This is a genomic window from Pseudonocardia sp. 2-7 (assembly GCF_056341085.1).
This window is the reverse complement of the sequence record NZ_CP094507.1, coordinates 2,232,051-2,256,571: the sequence shown is the minus strand read 5'-3', so window position 1 is coordinate 2,256,571 and position 24,521 is coordinate 2,232,051. Positions and strand designations below refer to the sequence as shown.

The window sequence follows — 24,521 nt, the reverse complement described above, 5'->3', positions numbered from 1 at the left end:
GGCCGTCGGTCAGGCGCCGTCGGGCCCGTTGCCGAGCAGCGGCTCGTCGGCGGAGCGGACCTCGGAGCCGGGCAGGCCGTCGGGGTGCTCGTCGCGGACCCGGTCCAGCGCGTCCAGCGCGATCCCGAGGTGCTTGCGCTTGCTCGCCTCGTAGAACGCCCGCGCGCCGCCGGCCAGCTTGGGCTCGGCGTGCAGCGGCTTGTCCGACACGCACAGCAGGGTCGCGTTCGGGATCCGGTAGCGGAACCCGTTGGCGGCGATCGTCGCGGACTCCATGTCCACCGCCACGGCGCGGGCCAGCCGCATCCGGTGCAGCGTCGCGGCCTGGTTGAACTCCCAGTTGCGGTTGTCGGTGGTGTGCACGACCCCCGGCCGCCAGGTCGCCTCGGCCGCGCCGAGCGCGTCCATCAGGTAGCCGTTGAGCCGGATGCTCGGGATGACCGGCACGTCGGCCGGGAGCACCTCGTCGAGCACGTGGTCGGCCCGCTGGTAGGCGGTGGCCAGCACGAAGTCGCCCAGCTCCTGGCGGTTCCGCAGGCCCCCGCAGTGCCCGATCATGATCATGGTGTCCGGGCGGAGCACGGCGAGGTGGTCGGTGACGGTCTTGGCGTTGGCCGGGCCCACGCCGATGTTCACCAGGGTCACGCCGTCGCCGTCGGCGCCCGGGTGGTGGTAGGCGGGCATCTGGACGCCGGCGCGGTCGGGCCGCTCGGCGTCGGGGAAGCGCTCCAGGAACGACTCGACGTGCATCGCGTAGTTGGTGAACAGCACGTGCCGCTGGAAGGACTCGGCGGGGGTGCCGGTGTAGTGCGAGAGGCGGTCCAGCGAGAGCGCCATGCGCTCCGGGCCGAACAGGAACAGCTTCTTGACCCGCAGGTCGAAGCGGTCCTCGTCGAGCGCGGCGAAGAACTCCGGGTCGGTGAACGCCCGGGCCGGGCGGGCCGCGCGGGCGGTGACGGTGGCCCCGGCGGCGAGCAGGCCGCGCAGCTCCCGGTGCAGGTAGCGGCGGATCGCGCACGGCCGGGCGAACTCCCCGGAGATGCGCGGGTTGTGCGTCGACCAGGGGCGCACGACCTCGAGCTCGGGGTACCAGCCGTCGTCGTAGACCGACTGGAGGGCGTCGAGCAGCCGGGCGATCTCGTGGTCGAGCTTCTCCGCCGGGACCGGCGGACGGACCTGTTCGATCATCGCGGGCGTCACGACGCGTCCCCGTCGTCGGCGCCGTGCGCATGCAGCGCGCCCGGGGCGACGGCGACCGCCGACACGATCTCCAGCACGCGGCGGGCGAGCCCGTCGGTCAGCCGGTAGCGGACCAGCCGCCCCTCGCGGTGGGCGGTGACCATGCCGTGCGCGCGCAGCAGGCGCAGCGCGTGCGAGACGGCCGAGTCGCTCATCCCGACGGCGACGGCGAGGTCGGAGACGCAGAGGTCCCCGGCGTGCTGCAGCGCGAGCAGCAGCGACAGGCGGTTGACCTCGCCCAGGACGTCCAGGACGGTCGCGACCTCGGCCACCTTGGTGGCGTCGGCGAGCACCGCGACGGCGTCGCAGACCTGGTCCGGGTCGATCACGCGTGCGCCGGCGAGCGCCTCCGGAACCTTGTGCACGCCTGTGATGCTAGCCCTGTCGGCGGATCACTTCGCCGCAGCGGCCTTCTTCTCGCGCGCCGCGGCCTTGATCGCCTTCTTCGTGTCGCGCACCTCGAGCAGGGTCCGGGAGTCGACGACGTCGGCCGCGGAGAGCCGGGTGCCGTCGGCGCCGTAGTCCCCGGCGACCTCCCGCCAGCCGTCCGGGGTGACCCCGTACTGCTTGCCGAGGATCGCGACGAAGATCTTCGCCTTCTGCTCGCCGTAGCCGGGCAGCGCCTTGAGCCTGCGCAGCACCTCGCGCCCGTCGGGGTCGTCGCGGGTCCAGATCGCGGCCGGGTCCCCGTCCCAGTCCTCGACGATCGCGCGGCACATCTCCTGCACCCGCCTGGCCATCGAGCCGCCGTAGCGGTGGATGGCGGGCGGGGTGGTGGCCAGCGCCGCGAACCCCTCGGGGTCGTGGTCGGCGATGACGCGCACGTCGAGCCCGCCGAGGCGCTCGTGCAGCTTCAGCGGGCCGCGGAACGCGACCTCCATCTGGATCTGCTGGTCGAGCAGCATGCCGATCAGCAGCGCGAGGGGCTCGCGTTCCAGCAGCGCGTCGGCCTCCGGTTCCTGGGCGATGCAGATCCCGCTCATGCCGCACAGGATGGCACGCGACAATGGGCGGGTGCTCCCCCATCTCGACGCCGGTGACATCGAACGCGTCCGCGGCTGCCTGCTCGACGCCGGCTACACCCCGGACGGTGTGCGCGCCCTGCTGGGCCGCTCCGCGCACGACGCACTGACCCGCGGCGAGCCGGAGCCCGCGGCCCGGGCCAGCCGCGACGGCGGGGAGCTCGGCACCCTGGTGCGGCTGTTCCTGCTGGAGGACACCGAGCCCGAGCCGGCGGTGACCGCGGCGCTCGGCGACCTGGACCCGCTGCTGGAGGGCCGGATCCTGCGCCGCACCCCGGAGGGCATCCGGGCCGCGCTGGACGTGCGCCCCTACGGCGAGGGCCCCGGCGCCGACGGCGAGCCGGGCACCGACTGGTGGGTGGTGTCCGACATCGACACCCCGGCCGCGCGGCAGGACCGCGAGCACGTCACCGGCGTCGGCGGGGCGTCGCTGACGCTGGCCGCGGCGACCGTCCGCCGCCCGGTCGGCACCCTGCTCGACCTGGGCACCGGCTGCGGGGTGCAGGCGCTGCACGGCTCCCGGCACGCGTTGCGGGTCACCGCGACCGACGTGCTGCCGCGCGCGCTGGCGCTGGCCCGGCTGTCGCTGGGGCTGTCCGGGGTGGAGGTCGACCTGCGGGAGGGCCCGTGGTTCGCCCCGGTGGCCGGGGAGCGCTTCGACCAGGTGGTGTCCAACCCGCCGTTCGTGCCGGGCCCGCCGCGGGTGGACTACGTCTACCGCGACTCCGGTGCGGCCGGGGACTCCGCGCTGGCCGGACTGCTGGGCGAGCTGCCCGGCCTGCTCAACCCGGGCGGGGTCGCGCAGCTGCTGGGGTCGTGGCTGCACGTGCGCGGCGAGGACTGGCCGGACCGGGTGCGGTCCTGGCTGCCCGACGGCGTCGACGCCTGGGTCCTGCAGCGCGAGGTCGTCGACCCGGGCCTGCACGTCGGCACCTGGCAGCGCGACGCCGGGCTGGTCCCGACCTCCCGGGCGGCCCGCGAGCAGGCCGGGGCGTGGCTGGACTGGATGGCCGCCGAACGGGTGGAGGGGGTCGGGTTCGGCTTCCTCATGCTGCGCCGCACCGACAGCGAGCCGACCGTCGTGGTCGAGGACCTGCCCGGCGAGCTGGGCGAGGGCCTGGGCCGGGAGATGACCGGCTGGCTGGACCGGGTGGACTGGCTGCGCGCCCACACCCGCGACGAGGACCTGCTCGGCGCGCGGCTGCTGCTCGCCCCGGAGACGGTGCTCGAGTCGGCCTCGTCGGTCGACCCGGACGGCGGCTGGGCCGAGCTGTCGACGACCGTGCGCCGCTGGGGCGGCCCCGGCTGGGAACACCCCGTCGACGCCCCGGCCGCGGCGCTGCTGGCCGGCTGCCGCGGCGACCTGCCGCTGTCCGAGCTGCTCGCGCTGCTGTCCTACGCCCACGACCTGCCGGTCGACGCGCTCGTCGCGGCGACGCTGCCCGCGGTGCGGGAGTTCGTCCGGCACGGCCTGCTCCAGCCGGTCGACGGCTGGCCGCACCCGGTGCCCGCGCGGACCGCGGCCGCGTCGCCGTCGGGGCCGGTCGGGTGAGGGCCGTCGTCGCCCGCGTCCGACGGGCGTCGGTGACGGTCGAGGCGCCCGACGGCACACCGCTGCGGGTGTCCGGTGAGATCGGGCCCGGGTTGCTGGTGCTGCTCGGCGTGCACGCCGACGACGTCGGCACCGACCCCGCCGCGACCGCGCGGAAGGTCGACACGATGGCCCGCAAGCTGCACGAGCTGCGCCTCCTGCGCGACGAGCGCTCGTGCGCGGACGCCGGCGCCCCGCTGCTGGTGGTCAGCCAGTTCACCCTGTACGGCGAGACCCGCAAGGGACGCAGGCCGTCCTGGTCGGCGGCGGCCCGCCCGCAGGACGCCGAGCCGGTCGTCGACGCGGTGGTGGCCGCGCTGCGCGGGCGCGGCGCCACCGTCGGGACCGGGGAGTTCGGCGCGCAGATGGCCGTGGAGTCGGTCAACGACGGCCCGTTCACGGTCCTGGTCGAGGTCTGAGCCCGGTACCGGGCCCAGGTCTCAGCCGTCTCTCACCGGACTCCCGGAAAGGGGACGATGGGGACATGGTCGCCTACCTGCTGTCCTGGCTGTTGGGGCTGTTCCAGCTCGTGCTGGTCGCCCGGGTCGTCGTGGACTGGATCGACGTGCTCGGCTCCGGGCGCGGCGGCGCCGTGCTCGACACCGCCCGCCGTGTCACCCACGGCCTGACCGAGCCGGTCGTCGCCCCGATCCGCCGCCGCGTCCAGCCGGTCCGGATGGGCGCGGTCGGGCTCGACCTGTCGGTGCTGATCGTGTTCGTGGCCGTGCTGCTGGCGCGGCTGGTCGTGGTGCCGCTGATCCCGTTCTGACCCCGGCCGGGGTCAGGGGCGTGGCCCGAGCCGCAGCGCGGTGACCCGGCCGTCGTCGTCGAGGCCGGCCTCGGCCAGCCCGTCGGTGACACCGCCGTCGCGGTGCACCCGCACCGCCCACTCCGCGGTGTCGCGGGCGACCTGCTTGCGGGTCGGGTCGACGGTGAACTCCCCGTCGAGCAGCTCACCGAGGTGGGCGAGCAGCGGCACCGGGGACGGCCGCTCCCGGAACGGGGCGGTGGAGGTCAGGGTCGCGTCCGGGGTGACGACGGCCGCGAGCGCGACCGGGTCGCCGCCGCGCACCGCCCGTTCGAAGGCCAGCGCGCCGAGGAACCGGTCGGCCGCGGCGGCGCCCCGGCGCTGCAGGTGGTCCAGGAACGCGACGTCGCGGTCGATCTTGGAGGCGGCACCGAGCAGCCGTGACCGCACCGTGCCGGCCGGCATCTCCAGCACCCGGACCGTCACCTGCCGGTAGCCCGAGTCCGGGCCGAGGCTCCCGTCGGCGAGCAGCCGGTCGATCGTCTCGATGAACCCGAGCTCCTGGTTGAGCGACAGGTTGCCGGCCAGTGCGTTGCGCCGGTCGGCGATCTCGATCGGGCTGCGCGGCTCGCCGTCGATCTCCGACGGGTTGATCTGCACGACCCACAGCTCGTCGGGGTCGGTGTCGAGCAGGTCGCGGGTGGGCGGGTTCTGCGAGAACAGCCCGTCCCAGTAGACGCCGCCCGCGGTGTGCACCGCGCGGAACAGGGTGGGGATCGCGGCCGAGGCGAGCACGGTCTCGGCGGTCAGGGTGTCGGTGCGGCTGGAGAACGCCCGGAACTCCCCCGTCAGCACGTCGACGGCGCCGAGCAGCAGCAGCGGCGCGGCGCCTGCCGGGTCCGGACCGATGGCGGCGAAGTCCACGTGCCGTGAGACCAGGTCGAGGAACTGGCGGGTGCCGTCGAACGGGCGCGGCACCAGGTACGGGGTGCCTGCCGGGACGAGCCCGAGCCCCTGCAGCGCGCCCGCCGTCACCACGCCCAGGTTGGTCAGGCGCTCCAGCGGGGTGCGGGCGGCGTTGTCGGCCCAGAACTCCTCCAGCGCCGTCGCCGCGGCCTCGCGCCGGTCGGGGGTCTGGCCGTCGCGCAGCCGGTCCCAGGCGACGAGTGCGCAGATCGCGCCGCCCGAGGTGCCCGAGATCGCGACGACCTCGGCCGGGTCCGCGGCGGAGCCGAGCGCGTCCGAGCGCAGCAGCCGGGCCATGACGCCCGCGGTGAACGCGGTGTGGCTGCCCCCGCCCTGGCAGGCGATCGCGATGCGGCGGGGCCGGGTGCGGGGGCTCATGGGGTCACCCTCGCGCGGACCGGTGGGTAGGGACAGCGCGACCCGGTCACACACGACGACGGCCCCCACCCGGGAACCGGGCGGGGGCCGTCGTCGGGCGGGGTCACTTGCCGGCGGCACTCCGGGTGGCGCGCGCGGTCTTCTCCGCGGCGGCCTCGGTGCTGCGCCCGGCGTGCTCGGTCACGGCCTCGGCGGCCTTGGTGGCCTGCTCGGTGACCTGGTCGAACACCGAGGTGCCCGCGCCGACGACGGTACGGGCGAACTCGCGCTGGTGGCCGAGCACCTGCTCGTAGAAGTCGAAGACGCGCTCGACGGCGGCACCCGCGTCGGGCAGCTGCGGGCGGTCACCGGCGCCGAACTGGCGGGCCAGGCCGCTCGCGGCCTCGGTCCACCCGCGGACGGACTCGGTGACCAGGTCCTGGCCGCGCTTGGCGATGTCGACGAACTGCTCGGTGGAGGCGGTCATCGGTGCTTCCCTCCCGGGAGACGTTTCTCGGCGTGGACGGGGTGCTGACGTGCACCCCGGCATGCCAAGAAAACTACGCACGCCCGTTAAGTATGTCAAGCACGGCAGCTCAGTCCCGCTGCACGAAGCTCCGGTACACCCCCAGCAGGGCCGCCTTCTGCTCGTCGGACAGCCGTGCGTCGGCCTCGATCGCGGCCTCGACACCCGGCGGCGACTCGGCCACGGGGGCGGCCTGCTCGGCCGGGGCGGCGTCGCCCGCGACGTCCGGGTCGCCGACCGACCAGCCGGCCCGGCTGAGCATCTGGTCGGTGTTGAGGTGCAGCGCGTCGGCGATCGAGCGCAGCACCTTCAGCGACGGCTGGTGCAGCCCCCGCTCGACCTGGCTGAGGTAGGCGTTGGACACCTTGGTCATCGCCGCCATCTCGCGCAGCGAGAGCTTGGCCATCTGGCGCTGCGCCCGGATGAACCCGCCCAGAGCGTTCACCTGTGCACTCCACGCGTCCTCGGCGGCCCGGCGGCCGTTCTCGCGCAGCTCGTCGGCGGCGGTCTCCCCGGCGCTCCGCGGCCGGCGCCCGCCGTGCGTGGGGGCCTCCCCCGCGCGGCTCACGGCGTCCCCGCCCGGAGGGGCCCGCGCGGCGGTCGCCGGCGCGCGGGCACAGAACGTACGCGGTCCATGGCGACGCATTCTCCCCGCCGGACGGCGGTTGCGCACGCATCCGATGCAGCGTCGACAGTGGACAGCGGAGACGACCATCCATCCTGGACACGGCACCGCCCCGGTGACCAGCGGTGACCACCGGGGCGGCGGCGGGTTCCGGGTGGCGGCTCAGCCGCGCAGCACGTAACGGCCGGGAGCGGGCTCCAGCGGCGGGTGCGCGTCCGACCCGATCTTCTTGGGCGCCGCGACCTCCTTGCCCGCGCGCTCGGCGATCCACGGCGTCCAGTCCTCCCACCAGGAGGCCTTGCGCTCGGTGGCGTCGTCGCGCCAGTCCTCGGCGCGGGCCGGGAGGTCGTCGCTCTCGCCGAACCAGTGCCGCGACTTCGGCGACGGCGGGTTGACCACGCCGGCGATGTGCCCGGAGTTCGACAGCACGAACCGCACCGTGCCGCCGAGCTTCGACGCCCCGGTGTAGACCGACTTCCAGGGCGCGATGTGGTCGGACTCGGCGGTGACGATGTAGCTGTCGGGCCGGATGTCGGCCACGTCGAGCCGCTCCCCCGCCAGCTCCAGCTTGCCCTCGGCGAAGCGGTTCTCCAGGTACAGCGTGCGCAGGTACTCGGTCTGCATCGCGGCCGGCATGCGGGTGGAGTCGGAGTTCCAGGTCAGCATGTCGAACGGCTTCGGGTCCTCGCCGAGCATCCAGTCGTTGACGACGTAGTTCCAGACCAGGTCGGTCGACCGCAGCAGGTCGAAGGTCGTCTTCATGCTGGTGGCGGGCAGGTACCCGTCCTTACGCATGCTCCGCTCGAGCCGGTCGACCGTCTTCTCGTCGGTGAACACGCCCAGCTGGCCCGGGCCGGAGTAGTCGAGCAGCGTGTTCATCAGGGTCAGCGAGTTGACGTGCTGGTCGCCCTTGGCCTCCAGCCACGCCGTCATCGCGGCGGACAACGCGCCGCCCAGGCAGAGCCCGGCGACGTTGACCGTGTCCCGGCCGGTGATCTCGCGGACGACCTCCAGGGCCGTGACCGGGCCCTCCTGCAGGTAGTCGCTCATCGTCACGTCGGCCAGCGACGAGTCCGGGTTGCGGTAACTGATCATGAAGACGGTGTGGCCGTGCTGCACCGCCCACTCCACCAGCGACTTCTGGGGCGCGAGGTCCATGATGTAGTACTTGTTGATCCACGGCGGGCTCATGAGCAGCGGGATCTCGTGGACCTTGTCCGTCTGCGGCTCGTACTGGATGAGCTCGATCAGCCGGTTGCGGAAGACCACGTGGCCCGGGGTGACCGCGAGGTCCTTGCCCACCTGGAAGGCGCCGGGGGTGACCTGGCGCGGCATACCCTGGTTCTGCACGGCGTCGCGCAGCATGTTGCGCGCGCCCCGCACGATGTTCAGCCCGCCGGTCTCGACGATCTTCTTCGGCCAGGCCGGGTTGGTGACGACCGCGTTCGGCGGGGCCAGCGCCTCGACGATCTGGCCGACCAGCCAGTCCAGCTTGCGGCGCGCGGTCGGCGAGACGCGGGCGGCCTGCGACAGCTCGGTCAGCCGGTCGGCGAGCAGGGTGTGCTCCTGGCGGGCCAGGTAGTACCAGGCGTTGCCCTCCCAGGCCGGGTCGGCGTAGCGCTTGTCCTTCTCGGGCAGCGACGCCGGACCTGTGGTCGTCCGGCCGACGGCACGCGCGGCCGCGGCGGACACGGCCTTGGCCGAGTCGACACCGAAGCCCAGACCGGTGCGCAGCACCGCGCCGGGCCGGGTGACCAGCGAGCGGGCGGCCTCGCCGAGCGCCCCGCCGAAGCCGACCGGGTCGACCTTCGCGGCGAGCCCCTCGGGGCTGGCGAGCTCGCGCAGGTCCCGCACGAGACCGGCCGCCTGCCGTCGCAGCACCTCCGCGGCCTGGTTCGACGCGGCGGCGCTGCCGTTCTCGGACTCGGGCTGGGATACGGGCTGCGTGGTCACTGTTCGTCACTCCTGACGGCCGGTTCGGTCTCCGTGCCTGGGTTCCCGCGCTCCCTCAGGGAACGGGAGGCGCAACGGGATGGACACATGGTGACCGCGTACTCACCGGTAGGCAGCCCCGGATTGTTGTAAGGCCTCTCACCTGCGCTAAGCGAAGCAAAGCACTACTCCGGAGTAGGCCAGCGCTTGCTTGGCATACCGATCGCGTTTTACCGTTCGGTAACCCGGATAGCCCCCGGTCATCAGAGTTGATGGGAGAGGCCCATGAGCACGGCGATCACCCGACGGTCCGCACCCTCCAGGGAGCACGGACCGCGTGCCCTTCCCGAGACCCCCGTGGCCGCGGCCACCGGGAGCGACGACCGGCCGGACCCCCTCCGGTACCTCGTGTCGTACAACACCCGGAACCTGACCAAGGTGGTGGCCGAGGTCGGCCGGGCCACCGGCGCCTACTGGATCGACGCGGTCCAGCGGATCGCCCGGCCCGGCGACGCCGCCCGGCGCGGGCTGCTGTGGATCTCGGCGATGGCCGACCGGCGCGAGCCGACCTGGCACCTGGCCAACGAGGTCGTGCTGTCGACGCCGTTCGCGTCGCTGCGTGACTTCACCGCCGCCGAGCACCGCGACGACGACGTGGTCCCCACCCTGGTGCTGCCGCCCCAGGCCGGCCACTCCTCGACCGTCGTGGACTACTCGCCGCAGCAGAGCCAGATCGCCATGATCCGCGCCTCGGGCCTGACGAAGGTCTACGCGCTGGACTGGCGGCCCGCCACGACCGCGACGAAGAACGTCACGATCACCGACTACCTCGAGGTGATCGACCGCTCCATCCGGCGGATGGGCGGGAAGGCCAACCTGGTGGGCGACTGCCAGGGCGGCTGGCTGGCCACGATCTACGCCGCGCTGCACCCGGACCGGGTCAACACCCTGACCCTGGCCGGTGCGCCGATCGACTTCCACGCGGGCGAGTCGGTGATCGCCGCCTCGACCCGGCTGATGGCGGGGACGATGGGGATGGCGCCGTACAAGGCGCTGGTCGCCGCGGGCGGCGGCAACATGCCGGGCTCGGCGGTGCTGTCGAACTTCATCTCGATCCAGCCGCAGTCGGAGATCTCCCGGCAGCTGCAGCTGCTGGAGAACATCGACGACCCCACCCACGTCGAGCGCTACCGGGTGTTCGAGGACTGGTTCAAGTACACCCAGGACATCCCCGGCGCGTTCTACCTGTGGCTGGTGGAGAACCTGTTCTGGAAGAACCGGTTGATCAAGGGCACGCTCACCGTCGACGGCCGGACCGTCGACATGGGGGCGATCGACTGCCCGCTGCTGCTGCTGGCGGGCTCCGCGGACCACATCACCCCCGCCCCGCAGCTGTTCGCCGCGGCGGAGAAGGTCGGGACCCCGGCCGCGGACGTCACCTACCGGACGGCGACCGCGGGCCACCTGGGCCTGTTCATGGGCCGTGACGCACTGCGCCACGACTGGCCGGTGCTGATGGAGACCGTCTACGGCCACTCGGTGCCGTCGAAGAAGGACACCGGGGCCGGCAAGGCGTCGCGGCGGCGCAGCAGCGTCCGCGCCGTGGCCGACCCGCGGGACACCCCGCGGGTGCCCGCACCCTGACCGGTACGCCCGGCCGGGTCGCTCTCTAAGAGGACCCTGAGAGAACCGCAACTGCATGTGACCGACGACACGGCCCCGCAGGCACATTTCCGGCCTGCGGGGCCTCGTCGTGGGAACGATCCCCGGAACGGCTGCGTTGACCCCGTACAGGGCAAGCGGCGAGGCCCATCAATCGCCCGCCGCAGCCCGCGCAGGGGAGGAAATGCACATGACGGTGACCACGACCGCTCCGGCCGTACCCGGCCCGCGCCTCACGACCGAGGCCCCCGCTCGCGCCACCGTGTCGTCGTCCGGCGCGAAGCGGACCGCCCCCAAGGTCGCTCGCAGCTCCCGCCGTCGCACCGACGGCGACGGAGGCACCGCACTGGAAGCCACCGTACCCGGTGCCGCGGCCGCGGTGGCGGAGGATCTCGACGCCCAGAGTCCCGCCGCGGACCTGGTGCGCGTCTACCTCAACGGGATCGGCAAGACCGCACTGCTGACCGCGGCGCAGGAGGTCGAGCTCGCCCGGCGCATCGAGGCCGGCGTGTTCGCCCAGCACCGGCTGGACACCGCCGCCGCCGACGGCACGCTGGACGGGCTGGACCTGCAGTACCGCCGCGACCTGCGCGCGGTCGTCCGCGACGGGCTGCTGGCCAAGAACCACCTGCTGGAGGCGAACCTCCGGCTGGTGGTCTCGCTCGCCAAGCGCTACACCGGGCGCGGGATGCCGCTGCTGGACCTGATCCAGGAGGGCAACCTGGGCCTGATCCGCGCGGTGGAGAAGTTCGACTACACCAAGGGCTTCAAGTTCTCGACCTACGCGACCTGGTGGATCCGGCAGGCCATCACGCGGGGCATGGCCGACCAGGCCCGCACCATCCGGCTGCCCGTGCACCTGGTGGAGCAGGTCAACAAACTGGCCCGGATCAAGCGGGACATGCACCAGCGCCAGGGCCGCGAGCCCAGCGACGCCGAGCTGTCGGCCGAGTCGGGGATCCCGGAGCACAAGATCCAGGACCTGCTCGACCACGCCCGCGACCCGGTGAGCCTGGACATGCCGGTCGGGTCCGAGGAGGAGGCGCCACTCGGTGACTTCATCGAGGACGCCGAGGCGACCGACGCCGAGAACACCGTGATCTCGAGCCTGCTGCACGACGACCTCCGCCGGGTGCTGTCGACCCTGGAGGACCGCGAGCAGAAGGTCATCCGGATGCGCTTCGGCCTCGACGACGGCCAGCCGCACACGCTCGACCAGATCGGCCGCGCCTTCAAGCTCTCCCGTGAGCGGGTGCGCCAGATCGAGCGCGAGGTCATGTCGAAGCTGCGGGTCGGCGAGCGCGCCGACAAGCTGCGCGCCTACGCGAGCTGACCCGGGCCGGCCGGGCGTCCCCCCACCCGGCCCCCGGTGAAGGACGGCCGGCGGAGCGATCGCTCCGCCGGCCGTTGCCGTCTCGGGCACCCCGGGGCTCCCCACGAGTTCGGGATGCACGGCACGGGGAGTTCTACCGGATCGATTCCGGAGCGGTCACGGCGACACGGTGGCGGCCGCGACACGGCACGGCGTGTTCCCCACCACCCGGGGCCGGATCGTTGGCCGAGCGCACCGTCCCCGCCTAGGGTCGGGTCATGTCGCGTTCCCTCCCCGGCCCGGTCACCCCCGTCGTGACCCCGGAGTCCATGCGCGACGCACTGGGCGCGTTCGCGTCCGGCGTCGTCGTCGTCACCGCGATCGGCCCGGACGGGCCCATCGGGTTCACCTGTCAGTCCTTCGCGTCGCTGTCGCTGGACCCGCCACTGGTGAGCTTCGCGCCGTCGCGCGGGTCCTCGACCTGGCCGCGCATCCGCGAGGTGGGCCGGTTCTGTGTGAACGTGTTGGCCGCCGACCACGAGCACCACAGCGCCGGGTTCGCCCGCTCCGGGGTCGACAAGTTCGCCGGGGTGACCTGGGAGGCGGCGCCGTCCGGCTCACCGGTCCTCGACGGCGTCGGCGCTTGGGTCGACTGCACCCTGTGGAACGAGTACGACGGCGGCGACCACACGATCGTCGTCGCCCGGGTCGACGCGCTCGGCGCGGACCCGGACCGGCTGCCGCTGCTGTTCCACCGCGGCACCTACGCCCTCACCCCGCGGGCCGGCTCGTGAGCGGCACCGTGGGCCGGATCATCGGGGTCGTCGCGGGCCCGGAGCCGGGCGGTCGCACGGCGGCCGCCGTCGCCGGGATCCTCGCCGGCACCGGGGCCGACACCGCCCTGGTCGAGCTGTCGCAGACCCCCGTCGCCGAGGTCACCGCGGCCTTCGCCGACGCCGACGCCGTCGTGTTCGGCAGCCCGGTCTACCGGGCCGGGCACACGGCGTCGCTGCGGGCGCTTCTGGAGGCCACCGAGCGCGGGAAGTGGGGCGAGAAGACCGCCCCGCTCCAGGGCAAGGCGGCCGCGGTCGTGCTGACCGGCGCGAGCGGGCACCACTTCCTCGCCGTCGACGGGCTGCGGTCGGTGCTGGCCGGGTTCTTCGCCGTCCAGGTTCTGTCCCCCGGGCTCTACCTCGACCATTCCGGCTACGTGGACCGCAACACCCTCACCGAGGCCTCCGCGGAGCTCGCGGCGGCGCACGGGCGGGCGCTGGCCGACCTGGCCACGGCCGTACGCGGCTCCGAGGCGCTGCGGGCGATCACGCCCGTCGTCTGAGGAGCCACCGGCACGTCACCGCCCCGTCAGGGCGGTGGCGATCCGGGCGCCCAGTGCCACGTTGTGGCGGTACACCGCGACGTTGACCTCCAGGCTGGCGTCGCCGGTCGCGTCGCGGACCCGCGCCAGCAGGAACGGCGTCGCGTCCTGTCCGCCGATCCCGGCCCCGTCGAGCGCGGCGAGGGCGTCGGCCAGGGCGGCGTCATGGACATCGGGCGGGAGCTGCTCGGCGGCCGGGACCGGGTTCGCCACCAGCAGCGCCCCGGGCAAGCCGAGGTCGCGGGCGGCCCGCCAGGCCGCAGCGGCCTGCTCCGGCGACTCCACCCGCTGGCCGACCCGGTGCCCGGAGTCGGCGACGTAGAAGCCGGGGAAGGCGTGCGTGCGGTACCCGGCGACGGTGACACCGAGGGTCTCCAGCCGCTCCAGGGTGGCCGGCACGTCGAGCACCGACTTCACCCCGGCGCTCACCACCACCAGCGGCAGCGCGGCGAGCGCGGGCAGGTCGGCCGACTCGTCGAAGGTGCGCGCGGCACCGCGGTGCACCCCGCCGAGCCCGCCGGTGGCGAACACCCGGATGCCGGCCCGGTGGGCGAGGTGCGCGGTCGCCGCGACCGTCGTGCCCCCGCTCGCGCCGGTCGCCACGGCCACCGGCAGGTCCCGGGCGGACAGCTTCGCCACGCCGGGGGATCCCGCCAGCCGGGAGAGCTCGTCGCCGGTCAGCCCGACGACGACCTCGCCGTCGAGCACCCCGATGGTCGCCGGGACGACGCCGAGCGAGCCGACGAGCTCCTCGGCCTCCCGGGCGACGGCGAGGTTGCGCGGTGTGGGCAGGCCGTGGGTGACGATCGTCGACTCGCACGCCAGCACCGGGCGGCCTGCGGCCAGGGCGTCGGCGACCCGCTCCCCCACCCTCATGCGGCGGCCGGCGCACGGAGGGCGGCCTCGGCTCCGTCGACGGGCGAGGTGCCGAACGCGATCGCCGAGCCGGGCGCGTGCCGGTGCACCAGGTTCACCACCCGCTCGAACAGCTCCAGGCACTCCGGGGGCTTCCGGAGCCCGCCGCCGACGAGCACGCAGTCGTAGCGGCGGGCGGTCAGCGCCGCGGTGATCCGGGGCAGCTCACCGTCCGGCCCGACGAGGACCTCGGTCGCCTCGATCCCGGCCGCGCGGTAGGCGTCGCGGCCCCGTTCCAGGGCGGTGAGCACGGGCGCCGGGTCGTACCCGGGGATCCGCGCCGGGTCGAATCCGATCACCAGCAGGGTCGTCACGTCCCCGCACGCTGCTCGCCGCGGCACCGGCCGTCAACCCTGCGGCGCCGGGACCGGGGGCGGGCTGCCGAGCGGGCGCAGGCCAGCGCGATGAGTGCGCCGAGCAGGGTGAACCCGGTCGCGACCAGCACGGCGACGTGCCAGCCGGCCAGCAGCACCGGCACCGGCTCGTCGCCCGCCGGTGAGGTCAGCACCGAGGTCAGCGTGACGCCGACGGCGGCGCCCAGGTAGCGGGTGGTGTTGTTGATGCCGCTACCGGTGCCCGCCCGGTCCGGCGGCACCGAGGCGACCGCCTCGCGGCCGAGCGTCGCGTTCACGACCCCGGTGCCGACGCCGACGACGACGAGCGCGGCCAGGACCGCCCCGGTGCCGGAACCGGTCGCGAGCAGCCCGAGCTGACCGGCCGTCATGACCAGCAGGCCCACGCCGAGACGGACCCCGCCGGTGACCCGTTCGCTGATCCGGCGGGTGAGCAGCGCGGTCACGATGCTGGTGCCCGACCAGCCGAGCAGCAGCAGCGCCGCCGTCGCGGGGGCGGTGCCGTGCACCGGGGCGAGCAGCGCGGGCAGGTAGGAGCTCAGCGAGATGATGCCGAGCCCGGTGGCCATGCTCGCGACGGTCGCCGCGACCAGCCCGGGATGGCGGAACAGCTCCGGCCCCGCCATCGGGTGCGCGACGACGAACTGGACGGCGACGAACCCCGCCAGCAGCGCCGCCCCGGCGACCAGCAGCACGACGGTCGTGGTGGTGACCGGCAGCCGCCGGGCCTCGGTGAGGCCGGCGAGCAGCACCGTCAGCCCGGCGGCGAGCAGCACCATCCCCGCGACGTCGACCGGGCGCGGCCGCCCGGCGGTGGACTCGGTGAGCAGCGTCGCGCCGGCGACGGCGAGCGCCAGCCCGGCGACCGCGACCGCGAGGTAGAGCACCCGCCACGGCAGCAGGCCCGCGAGCAGCGGACCGGCCGCGATCCCGGCGGCCAGCGCCGCGCCCCACAGCCCGGTGGCGGCCGAGCGGCGCGGACCCGGCGGCAGCGCGTGCCCGATCAGCGCGAGGCTGCACGCGACGACCGCGGCGGCCCCGACGCCCTGCCCGATCCGGCCGGCGACGAACCCGGCGGTGCCGGTGGCGAGCGCGCCGCCCGCCGAGGCCAGGGCCAGCACGACCGCGCCGGTCGTGAACACCGCGCGCCGCCCCAGCCGGTCGGCCAGGGTCCCCGCGGTCAGCAGCACCGCGGTGAGCCCCAGGCTCATCGAGCTGAGGATCCAGGAGCGCCCGGACGGCGAGGAGCCCAGGTCGGCCGCGATCGGGGCCAGGGTGGCCAGCGGCGCGGTGTAGCTGACCAGGGCCAGCATCGTGCCGAGCGACGCCACCGCCACCGTGCGTCGGGCCACGCCGCCACCCCCGTCGTCACCGCGGACCGGTCAAGATCGGGACGGACGCTACGCCGTGCGAGCTCAGCTGGGGAGGCCGAGCAGCGCGGGCAGGTCCGCGACCGAGTCGATGACGGCGTCGGCGCCCGCCGCACGCAGCCGCGGCTCGCCGTGCGCCCCACCCCGCACCCCGACCGCGAGCCCCGCCCCCGCCCGGACGGCGGCGTCGATGTCGGCGGTCGCGTCACCGGCCACCGCGACCTGGGAGTGCTCGGTCCCGGCCCGCCGTGCCGCGGCGTGGAGCAGGTCGGGCTCGGGCAGGCCGCGGCCGTCGACGTCGGCGGGCGACAGGACCATGTCCGCCCGTTCGGTGAACTCCAGCGCCGACACCAGCCGGTCCCGCAGCTCGGGATCGAACCCGCAGGTCAGGGCCACGCTCAGGCCGGCGTCGCGGAGCGCGTCGAGGGTCTGCGCGGCGCCGGGGACCGGGCGGACGCGGCCCGCGTCCAGCGCGGCGTGCAGGTGGTCGGCGAACGCGGAGTGCGCGCGGCGGGCCCGGTACATGTCGCCGTCGAGGAGCTCGCCGAGCACCGTCATGACCGGGCGGTCCATCGTCGCGCGGGCCTGCCGGTCCAGCGCCGGGTAGCAGGGACCGTCGACGCGGACCCCGGCGGCGCGCAGGCCGGCCCGCAGGCCGGCGAGCACGAGCCCGTCGTCGACCATCGTCGTACCCGCCAGGTCGAGCACCGCCAGTTGCACGGGTGAACTCCACCGGCGCCGGATGACGATCACCCGACTCCTGGTCGACATCCGGGTGAACCGGCCGCGTCACTCCGGGGCGGGCGTCACCACAGCTCGCCGTCGCGCCAGTCGCAGACCAGCGCGCGGGCCGGGTCGAGCGGCGCGTCGACGGGCAGGACGTGCACGGTGCCGCGCTCGTCGGGGGTGTCGACGACGCCGTAAGGGGTGAGCGCGGCGAGCGGGCCGCACCACGGTTCCCAGCCGTGCCTGCGGTAGAGCCGCGCGGCGCGGGCGGCCGCGCCGAGCGCCCCGAGCCGGTACCCGCCGCGCACGATCCGGTCCACCTCGGCCATGAGCCGCCCGCCGAGCCCGCCGCCCTGGCTCCCGGGCCGCACGGCCACGGCCTCGACGTAGCCGGTGCGCAGCGCGACGCCGTCGTGCAGCAGCCTGCGGCCCACGACGGCCGCGTGCCCGACCGGGTCGTGCAGCGGACCGGCCAGCACGTGCACCCCGCCGAGCGCGTGGTCGAACGAGGCGTCGTCGAACCCGCCGGCCCCGTCGGCGTCGGCGGGGAACGCGGCGTCGAGCAGGGCACGCAGGGCACGGAGCCCGTCGCGCCCGAGATCGGCGGTGGGCAGGACGGTCAGGCGCACCCGGACGATCTTTCCGCAGCGCCCGGCGGCGTGGTCAGAAGGTCGGGAGCATCCATCCGAGCACCGGGGTCGACTGCAGGGACACCAGCACGCACAGCACCGCGAGCAGCCCGACGCTCCACAGGATCGTCCGCCGGAACAGCTCGGACTCCCGGCCGGCGACGCCCACGGCCGTCGCCGCGATGGTGAGGTTCTGCGGACTGATCATCTTCCCGACGACGCCGCCGGAGGTGTTCGCCGCGACCATCAGGTGCGGGTCCAGGCCCGCCTGCTCGGCCGCGGTCTGCTGCAGCGTCGCGAACAGGGCGTTCGCCGAGGTGTCCGAGCCGGTGACCGCGGTGCCGAGCCAGCCGAGGATCGGCGAGAGGAACGCGAACGCCGCGCCGGTCCCGGCGATCCAGGTGCCGATGGAGATCGTCTGCCCGGACAGGTTCATCACGTAGGCCAGCGCGAGGACGGTGGCCACGGTGAGGAAGGCGAACCGCAGCTTGTACGCGGTGGCGGCGAACTCCCGGACCGCCGTCGCGGGCGTGAGCCGGTACATCACCGCGACGCCGATGCCGCAGATCAGCAGCAGCGAGCCGGGCGAGGAGAGCCACTGGACGCTGTAGGTCGTGGTCGACACCGGGTCCCCGGACGCGCCGAGGACCTGTCCGTCGAGCCCCGGCCAGCCGATCTTGAGGTCGGTGCCGGTCAGGAAGGTCGACACCGGGCCGACCAGCTTCGCCACCGAGAACACCACGATGATCAGCAGGTACGGCGCGAAGGCCATGAACAGCCTGCCGACCGACAGCGCCTGCGAGCGCTCGGCGAGGGTGCGCTTCTCGGTCGCGACGGACCCACCGCCGTCGCCTCCCGGGTCCTCGACGGGTGCGTCGGCGGTGCGCTCGATGCGCAGCGTCTCCATCGCCTCGGCGCCGCCGCGCGGCTGCCAGAAGCGCAGCAGGACCACGCCGGCCGCCAGCCCGGTCAATGAGGCGACGATGTCGGTGAGCTCGACCGAGAGGTAGGTGGCGGCCAGCCACTGGGCGACGGCGAACGCGAGACCGATGACGAGCGCCACCGGCCAGACCTGGCGCACCCCGCGCCTCCCGTCGACGAGCAGCACCAGCAGCGTCGGGACGATGAACGCGAGCACCGGGGTCTGGTGTCCGACGACGGCGCCGATCTCGTTGTACGGGATCCCGGTGAGGGTGCCCGCGGTGATGATCGGCGTGCCGACCGCGCCGAACGCGACGGGGGCGGTGTTGGCCAGCAGCACGACGACCGCCGCCCGGACCGGGGAGAACCCGAGCGCCATCAGCATGACGCCGGTGATCGCCACCGGGGCACCGAACCCGGCCAGCGCCTCGAGCAGACCACCGAAGCAGAACGCGATGATGATCGCCTGCACCCGGGGGTCGTCGGAGATCAGCCCGAAGGCGGCGCGCAGGTCCTCGAACCGGCCCGCGGCGACGGTGAGCTGGTAGAGCCAGATCGCGGTGAAGACGATCCACATGATCGGGAACAGGCCGAACACCGCTCCCTCGGTGGCCGAGAGCAGGGCCAGGTGCACCGGCATCCCGAAGGCCGCCACCGCGACCGCGACGGCGACGACGAGTGCGGCCAGCCCGGCCCAGTGCGCCTTCCAGCGCAGGGCACCCAGCGTCACGAAGATCGCCACCAGCGGGAGCAGTGCGACGAGTGCGGACAGCCAGAGACTGCCGAGTGGTTCGGGATCTTGCTGGAACACGGATCTCCCCGGGGCGCCGTCGCCGATGACGGTTGCAGCCTGTCACGGTTCGCCCGGTGCCACCGGTCCGGCGGTCATCCGGGGCGTACCGGACAGGTGACGCGAAACGAGAGCACACTGTCGTTTGAGCGGTTACCGTGGGTGCGACGCGCCCGCCGACCCTCCGGAGGCCAGCACCATGACCGACACCGCCACGGACTTCACGCTCCCGCTGCACATGCGCCGCGACCGGTTCCTGCCCGACGCCGAGCTGGAGCGCATCCGCGACTCCGGCGACGTCCCACGGGTGCGGACCGCCTTCGGCGCCGAGGCCTACCTCGTCACCCGCTACGACGACGTGCGGCACGTGCTCGGCGACGCCGCAACCTACTCCAACGCCGGGAGCGCCGAGCTGACCCGCCCGGACGCACCGCCGCTGTCGGAGCGCGAGCAGGAGCAGATGCGGGCCGGCCAGCTGCTGCTGCAGGACCCGCCGGAGCACACCCGGCTGCGCCGCTTCCTCACCCGCGAGTTCACCCAGCGCCGGATGGCCCGCCTGGAGCCGCGGATCACCGAGATCGTCGACGAGCACCTCGACGCGCTGGAGGCCGCCGGGCCGGGTGCCGACCTGGTCTCCCTGTTCGCCCTGCCGGTGCCGTCGATGGTCATCTGCGAGCTGCTCGGGGTGCCCTACACCGACCGCGACGAGTTCACCGCCCGGTCGACGCGCCTGCTCGACGTGTCCCTGCCCGCCGAGGAGCGACTGGCCGTGGGCCGGGAGAACCGCGCCTACATGGCCCGGCTCGTCGACGCGGCTCTGGCCGACCCGGGTGAGGACATCCTCGGCATGCTGATCCGCGAGCACGGCGAGGAGATCAGCCACGACGAGCTGGTCGGGATCGCGTCGCTGCTGCTGATCGCCGGGCACGAGACGACGTCGAACATGCTGTCGCTGGGCACCCTGGCGCTGCTGGAGGACCCGGAGCAGGCCGCGATGCTGCGCAGCGACCCCGGGCTGGCCCGGCCCGCCGTGGAGGAGCTGCTCCGGTGGCTGTCGATCGTGCACACCGGGGTGGTCCGGGTGACGACGACCGACACCGTCCTGCGCGACACCCCGATCCCGGCGCGGTCGCTGGTGATGTGCTCGCTGCCCACCGCCAACCGCGACACCGGGTCCGGGTTCGACGACCCCGCCCGGCTCGACCTCACCCGCGGCGCGGCCGGACACGTCGCGTTCGGGCACGGCGTGCACCACTGCCTGGGCGCACCGCTGGCACGGATGGAGATGGCGACGGCGTTCCCCGCCCTGCTCCGCCGCTTCCCCACCCTCGCCCCGGCCGGGCCGGTCCCGCCCGAGGCCTTCCGGGCCTACCACTTCGTCTACGGCATGCACACGCTGCCGGTGACCTGGTGAGGCCGGGCGATACCGTGCAGTGATGACCGCTTCGTCGCTCGACGGCTCCCCGGCGGGCCGTCCGCTGCGCGCCGACGCCGCCCGCAACCACCGCCGGATCGTCGACACGGCGGCCGCGGCGTTCGAGTCCGACGGAGCGGACGTCCCGCTCGAGGAGATCGCGCGCCGGGCCGGGGTCGGCGTCGCGACGCTGTACCGCCGGTTCCGGACCCGCGACGTGCTGGTGCGGGCGGTGCTGGACCAGGTGTTCGTCGCGGAGATCGAGCCGACCGCGGCCGCCGGGGACGGCGACCCCTGGGCCGACCTGGCCGGGTCACTGGGCCGGGCGGTGGAGGCGATCGCCGGACGGCGGACGATCCTGCAGCTTGCCCGCGAGGCCGGCGCGTTCGACGTCGAGTCCGCCGAGCGCTACGGCCGGACGCTGACCAGGCTGCTGGACCGGGCGCGCGAGGCGGGCGCGGTGCGCCCGGAGCTCACCCCGCGGGACCTGTCGGCGGTCCTGGTCATGGCGCTGGCCGTCGCCGAGGGGTCGGACGCGGCGGAGACGGCGTCGGGCGAGGACCGCGCCCGCTACCTGGCGCTGCTGCTCGACGGGCTGCGACCGGGCAACCCGCCGCTGCCCCCGGGCTCGGAGGAGCCCTAGCAACGATCGGGGCACGGTCGCTGTCGCGGGCGGCGCGGACCCGCTACGGTTCCGGTCGTCCGCTCGGCAACGGCGCCGGGCGGATCCGCACTCCCGCCCCCGGAACCCGGGTGGTCCCCGGGCCCGCCGGTCCGACCGGCCGCGGTGCGGGCGTCGTCCTCGGCCGCCGAACCGGCCGGGGTGCCGATTCCGCTCTCAGCCGCCGAACCGGTCGGGGTGCAGCCGTCGGGCGAGCGTCGCGACCGCGTCGGCGTTGCGGATGCCGGGGCTGATCTCGGCGAAGGTCGTGGTGAACACCCTCCCGTCGCGGACCGCGGGGACCGTGGCGAGCGCCGGGTCGTTCCGCAGCCGCTCGGCCAGCGGCTCCGCGCCCTCCGGGCCGACGTCGCGCCCGCAGCAGGCCGGGATCACGATCACGTCCGGGCTCGCCGCGACGACGCCCTCCAGGGACACGGTGCGCTGCCGGCCGGCGAGGGTGTCGAACGCCTGCCGCCCGCCCGCGGCCTCGATGATCGTCGTCGCGACGTCGCCGGTGCCGAAGACCCGCAGCTCACCGGTACTGCCCGGGGAGTTCAGCATCGCCACCCGCGGACGGTCGGTGACACCGTCGAGCCGGGCGGCGACGTCGGCGAGGGTGCCGCGCATGCCGGCGACGACCTGCGCGGCCCGGTCCTCGGCGCCCAGCAGGCGCCCGAGGTCGGTGAGATCGCGTTCGACGCCGGCGAAGGACACGTCGTTGTCGCCGATGCTCTGCTGGTCGCCGCCGTCGGCGGTCGGACAGTAGGCGCTGAACAGGAAGGTCTCCGTGCCGGTGGCACCGAGCTCGGCGCGGGTGCCGAGCCCCTCCCGGGTGAACGCGCCGGTGAAGCCGGAGACGACGAGGTCCGGGGCGACACGCAGCACCTCCTCGCGCGACGGGTACTCCTCGGGCCAGTAGCTCTGCGGCCGGAAGTCCGGGTCGAGCTGTGCCGGCAGCGGGTTGTCCAGGTAGGCCGCGCCGACCAGCCGGTCCCCCGCCCCGAGCGCGAGGACGGCCTCGATGCCGTTCTGGAACATCGCGACGACCCGCTCCGGGCGCTGCACGGGCACGTCGACGCCGCAGTTGACGACCGCGTCGGCGGCGGGGCCCGTGGCGTGGTCGCCGTGCCCGGCGGGTGCCGCGACCGGGTCACCCGCGCCGCACCCCGCGAGGAGCACCAGTCCGGCGAGCAGCGGCGCCCAGCGGCGCGGGTTCCCGATCACCGCGACAGCATAGCCACAACACCTGATCGGCTCTTCAGATGTGCGGCTCTCGTCACGGCTCGGTCCCCGCGCCGCCCGGCATCAGAGCGCGTGCTGCAGGCGCTCCGCGAGCAGCCCCACGAACCGGGACGGGTCGGCGAGCTCGCCGCCCTCGGCCAGCAGGGCCATGCCGTGCAGCAGCTCGACGGCGCCGCTCTCGTCCTTCCCCGCGGCGCGGGCGTCACGCAGCCCGGTGACCAGCGGGTGCGACGGGTTGAGCTCGAGGATCCGCTTCACCTTCGGCGGCTCCTGCCCCATCGCCCGGTACATCTTCTCCAGGGTCGGGGTCATGTCGAACTCGTCGCCGACGAGGACTGCCGGGGAGGTGGTGAGCCGGGTGGAGAGCCGGACCTCCTTGACGTCGGAGGTCAGGACCTCGGCCATCCAGGTGCAGAGGTCGGCGAACTCGGTCTGCTTCGCCGCCGCCTCCTCCTTCTCCTCGTCGGTCTGCAGGTCCACCTGGCCCTTGGCGATGGAGCGCAGCGGGGTGCCGTCGAAGCCGTCGACGGCGTCGACCCACACCTCGTCGACCGGGTCGGTGAGCAGCAGGACCTCGTAGCCCTTGTCCCGGAACGCCTCCATGTGCGGGGAGGCCTCGATCGCGGTCCGCGAGTCCCCGGTCATATAGTAGATCGCGTCCTGGCCCTCGCGCATCCGCTCCGTGTAGGCGGCGAGCGAGGTCGGCTTCTCGGCGTCGTGGGTGGTCGCGAACGCCGAGACCCCGAGGATGGTGTCGCGGTTGTCGGCGTCGGACAGCAGGCCCTCCTTGAGCGCCCGGCCGCACTGCTCCCAGAAGGTCGCGTACTTCTCCGGCTCGTTGTCGCGCAGCGAGCCGAGCACCGACAGCACCTTCTTCACCAGGCGCCTGCGGATCGCCGAGATCTGACGGTCCTGCTGGAGGATCTCCCGCGACACGTTCAGCGAGAGGTCCGCGGCGTCGACGACGCCCTTGACGAACCGCAGGTACTCGGGGACGAGCGCCTCGCAGTCGTCCATGATGAACACGCGCCGGACGTAGAGCTGGACGCCGCGGCGGGCGTCGCGCATGTAGAGGTCCATCGGCGCGACCTTCGGCAGGAACAGCAGCGCCTGGTACTCGAAGGTGCCCTCGGCGGCGAGCCGGATCGTCTCCAGCGGCTCCTGCCAGTCGTGGCTGACGTGCCGGTAGAACTCGGCGTACTCCTCCTCGGTCACGTCCTTCTGCGGGCGGGCCCACAGCGCCTTCATCGAGTTCAGCGTCTCGGGCGCGGCGTCGTCCGCGTCCCCCGCGGTGCCGATTCCGGGAGGCATGCGGACCGGCCAGGTGATGAAGTCGGAGTAGGTCTTCACGATGCGCCGCAGCACCGAGGGGTCGGCGTAGTCGTGCAGCTGGTCCTCGGCGTCGGACGCCTTGAGGTGCAGGGTGACCGCGGTGCCCTGCGGGGCGTCGGCGACGGGCTCGATCGTGTAGGTGCCCTCACCGTCGGAGGTCCACCGCACGCCCTCGCCCGCGCCGGCCTTGCGGGTCACGAGCTCGACGCGGTCGGCGACCATGAACGAGGAGTAGAAGCCGACGCCGAACTGGCCGATCAGCTCCTGGCGGGCGTCGTCGCCGGCCTCCCGGAGCTTCGCGAGGAGCTCCGCGGTGCCCGACCGCGCGATGGTGCCGATCAGGTCGACGACCTCGTCGCGGGTCATCCCGATGCCGTTGTCGCGGACGGTGAGGGTGCGCGCCCCGGCGTCCGGCACGAGCTCGACGTGCAGGTCCTCGGTGTCGGCGCCCAGGTCCTTGTCCTGGTAGGCGGCGAGGCGGAGCTTGTCCAGCGCATCGGAGGCGTTGGAGATCAGCTCGCGCAGGAAGACGTCCTTGTTCGAGTAGATCGAGTGGATCATCAACCGCAGCAGCTGCCGGGCCTCGGCCTGGAACTCGATCGTCTCCCCGCCCGTCGTGTCGGAGTCGATCTTCTCGCTGGTCGACGGATCCGTGCTCACGTCAGTCGTCCTCTCTGGGGTCGTCACGCTGGTGCGGTCGCGATTGTGCCGAACGGCGAGCGGCCGCGCGTTCGGTGCCCGACCCTGCGCCGTCGTCGCCGGTGCGGTGACCGGTACCGTCGCCGCAGGAAACCCCCCGAACCGGACGGATCA

At 74.1% G+C, this 24,521-nt stretch carries 24 protein-coding genes; 9 read left to right on the top strand and 15 right to left on the bottom strand.

What is annotated here, in order from left to right; all coding sequences use genetic code 11:
* Positions 1-9: 9 nt before the first annotated feature.
* From MTO91_RS11170 to MTO91_RS11160, 3 genes are read right to left on the bottom strand one after another with little or no spacing between them, the layout of a single operon-like run.
* Positions 10-1,200 carry an AMP nucleosidase gene (locus MTO91_RS11170; RefSeq protein WP_100880327.1) on the bottom strand — a complete coding sequence of 397 codons (1,191 nt, stop codon included), beginning with the start codon at positions 1,198-1,200 and terminating at the stop codon, positions 10-12.
* Entirely contained in the window at positions 1,197-1,604 is a 408-nt protein-coding gene (locus MTO91_RS11165; protein WP_062402532.1) for an ArsR/SmtB family transcription factor, read from the bottom strand. The genes MTO91_RS11170 and MTO91_RS11165 overlap by 4 nt, the downstream gene beginning before the upstream one ends.
* 27 nt (positions 1,605-1,631) lie before the next feature.
* On the bottom strand, positions 1,632-2,222 hold the full coding sequence (locus MTO91_RS11160) for an HhH-GPD-type base excision DNA repair protein (RefSeq protein ID WP_476654454.1): 591 nt from the start codon (positions 2,220-2,222) through the stop codon (positions 1,632-1,634).
* Between the two features lie 10 nt (positions 2,223-2,232).
* Between MTO91_RS11160 and MTO91_RS11155 the strand changes: the two genes are divergently transcribed.
* The 3 genes from MTO91_RS11155 to MTO91_RS11145 all read left to right on the top strand — a co-directional run bounded on the left by MTO91_RS11155 (position 2,233) and on the right by MTO91_RS11145 (position 4,621).
* Positions 2,233-3,813: a DUF7782 domain-containing protein gene (locus MTO91_RS11155; RefSeq protein ID WP_476654453.1), complete on the top strand. Its 1,581-nt coding sequence runs from the start codon at positions 2,233-2,235 to the stop codon at positions 3,811-3,813.
* Positions 3,810-4,271, top strand: a complete 462-nt coding sequence (gene dtd, locus MTO91_RS11150; RefSeq protein WP_208819543.1) for a D-aminoacyl-tRNA deacylase — start codon at positions 3,810-3,812, stop codon at positions 4,269-4,271. Before MTO91_RS11155 ends, dtd begins: the two co-directional genes overlap by 4 nt.
* 65 nt (positions 4,272-4,336) lie before the next feature.
* Positions 4,337-4,621: a YggT family protein gene (locus tag MTO91_RS11145; RefSeq protein ID WP_224402809.1), complete on the top strand. Its 285-nt coding sequence runs from the start codon at positions 4,337-4,339 to the stop codon at positions 4,619-4,621.
* Between the two features lie 12 nt (positions 4,622-4,633).
* Here the strand turns inward: MTO91_RS11145 and MTO91_RS11140 are convergent, their stop codons facing one another.
* The 4 genes from MTO91_RS11140 to MTO91_RS11125 form a co-directional block, all read right to left on the bottom strand.
* The gene (locus MTO91_RS11140; protein ID WP_476654452.1) at positions 4,634-5,944 is read right to left on the bottom strand and encodes a patatin-like phospholipase family protein; all 1,311 of its coding nucleotides are present in this window, start codon (positions 5,942-5,944) and stop codon (positions 4,634-4,636) included.
* Positions 5,945-6,047: 103 nt separating this feature from the next.
* Positions 6,048-6,410: a hypothetical protein gene (locus MTO91_RS11135; RefSeq protein WP_062402515.1), complete on the bottom strand. Its 363-nt coding sequence runs from the start codon at positions 6,408-6,410 to the stop codon at positions 6,048-6,050.
* Between the two features lie 109 nt (positions 6,411-6,519).
* Positions 6,520-7,017, bottom strand: coding sequence for a helix-turn-helix domain-containing protein (locus tag MTO91_RS11130; RefSeq protein WP_301549213.1), 498 nt, complete (start codon positions 7,015-7,017; stop codon positions 6,520-6,522).
* A gap of 219 nt (positions 7,018-7,236) precedes the next feature.
* The gene (locus tag MTO91_RS11125) at positions 7,237-9,027 is read right to left on the bottom strand and encodes a PHA/PHB synthase family protein (RefSeq protein WP_476654451.1); all 1,791 of its coding nucleotides are present in this window, start codon (positions 9,025-9,027) and stop codon (positions 7,237-7,239) included.
* A 336-nt stretch (positions 9,028-9,363) separates the two neighbouring features.
* On the opposite strand from MTO91_RS11125, the gene MTO91_RS11120 reads away from it, so the two are divergent.
* The 4 genes from MTO91_RS11120 (at position 9,364) to MTO91_RS11105 (ending at position 13,316) form a co-directional block, all read left to right on the top strand.
* Complete coding sequence (locus MTO91_RS11120; protein WP_062402508.1) at positions 9,364-10,650, top strand: alpha/beta fold hydrolase; 1,287 nt, start codon at positions 9,364-9,366, stop codon at positions 10,648-10,650.
* Between the two features lie 202 nt (positions 10,651-10,852).
* Positions 10,853-12,001, top strand: coding sequence for a sigma-70 family RNA polymerase sigma factor (locus tag MTO91_RS11115; RefSeq protein WP_226356376.1), 1,149 nt, complete (start codon positions 10,853-10,855; stop codon positions 11,999-12,001).
* A gap of 257 nt (positions 12,002-12,258) precedes the next feature.
* Entirely contained in the window at positions 12,259-12,774 is a 516-nt protein-coding gene (locus MTO91_RS11110) for a flavin reductase family protein (protein ID WP_476654450.1), read from the top strand.
* Positions 12,771-13,316 carry an NAD(P)H-dependent oxidoreductase gene (locus MTO91_RS11105; RefSeq protein ID WP_304580175.1) on the top strand — a complete coding sequence of 182 codons (546 nt, stop codon included), beginning with the start codon at positions 12,771-12,773 and terminating at the stop codon, positions 13,314-13,316. Before MTO91_RS11110 ends, MTO91_RS11105 begins: the two co-directional genes overlap by 4 nt.
* A 15-nt stretch (positions 13,317-13,331) precedes the next feature.
* Here MTO91_RS11105 and MTO91_RS11100 read toward each other — a convergent pair whose 3' ends face one another.
* The 6 genes from MTO91_RS11100 to MTO91_RS11075 form a co-directional block, all read right to left on the bottom strand.
* A complete protein-coding gene (locus MTO91_RS11100) occupies positions 13,332-14,231 on the bottom strand; it encodes a pseudouridine-5'-phosphate glycosidase (RefSeq protein ID WP_073577055.1) in 900 nt (299 codons plus the stop codon).
* Complete coding sequence (locus tag MTO91_RS11095) at positions 14,228-14,584, bottom strand: hypothetical protein (protein WP_073577056.1); 357 nt, start codon at positions 14,582-14,584, stop codon at positions 14,228-14,230. The genes MTO91_RS11100 and MTO91_RS11095 overlap by 4 nt, the downstream gene beginning before the upstream one ends.
* A complete protein-coding gene (locus MTO91_RS11090) occupies positions 14,581-15,975 on the bottom strand; it encodes an MFS transporter (protein WP_476654449.1) in 1,395 nt (464 codons plus the stop codon). The genes MTO91_RS11095 and MTO91_RS11090 overlap by 4 nt, the downstream gene beginning before the upstream one ends.
* 63 nt (positions 15,976-16,038) lie before the next feature.
* Positions 16,039-16,713 carry an HAD family hydrolase gene (locus tag MTO91_RS11085; protein WP_083658883.1) on the bottom strand — a complete coding sequence of 225 codons (675 nt, stop codon included), beginning with the start codon at positions 16,711-16,713 and terminating at the stop codon, positions 16,039-16,041.
* A gap of 86 nt (positions 16,714-16,799) precedes the next feature.
* Positions 16,800-17,348 carry a GNAT family N-acetyltransferase gene (locus tag MTO91_RS11080; protein ID WP_179760282.1) on the bottom strand — a complete coding sequence of 183 codons (549 nt, stop codon included), beginning with the start codon at positions 17,346-17,348 and terminating at the stop codon, positions 16,800-16,802.
* A gap of 34 nt (positions 17,349-17,382) precedes the next feature.
* The gene (locus MTO91_RS11075; RefSeq protein ID WP_253068997.1) at positions 17,383-19,080 is read right to left on the bottom strand and encodes an L-lactate permease; all 1,698 of its coding nucleotides are present in this window, start codon (positions 19,078-19,080) and stop codon (positions 17,383-17,385) included.
* 178 nt (positions 19,081-19,258) lie between these two features.
* On the opposite strand from MTO91_RS11075, the gene MTO91_RS11070 reads away from it, so the two are divergent.
* Both MTO91_RS11070 and MTO91_RS11065 read left to right on the top strand, forming a co-directional pair.
* Positions 19,259-20,473, top strand: coding sequence for a cytochrome P450 (locus tag MTO91_RS11070; protein ID WP_476654448.1), 1,215 nt, complete (start codon positions 19,259-19,261; stop codon positions 20,471-20,473).
* A 22-nt stretch (positions 20,474-20,495) separates the two neighbouring features.
* On the top strand, positions 20,496-21,116 hold the full coding sequence (locus MTO91_RS11065) for a TetR/AcrR family transcriptional regulator (protein ID WP_062402483.1): 621 nt from the start codon (positions 20,496-20,498) through the stop codon (positions 21,114-21,116).
* A 195-nt stretch (positions 21,117-21,311) separates the two neighbouring features.
* Here the strand turns inward: MTO91_RS11065 and MTO91_RS11060 are convergent, their stop codons facing one another.
* Entirely contained in the window at positions 21,312-22,358 is a 1,047-nt protein-coding gene (locus tag MTO91_RS11060; protein WP_476654447.1) for an ABC transporter substrate-binding protein, read from the bottom strand.
* Between the two features lie 81 nt (positions 22,359-22,439).
* Positions 22,440-24,368, bottom strand: a complete 1,929-nt coding sequence (htpG, locus tag MTO91_RS11055) for a molecular chaperone HtpG (RefSeq protein WP_476654446.1) — start codon at positions 24,366-24,368, stop codon at positions 22,440-22,442.
* Positions 24,369-24,521 lie beyond the last annotated feature (153 nt).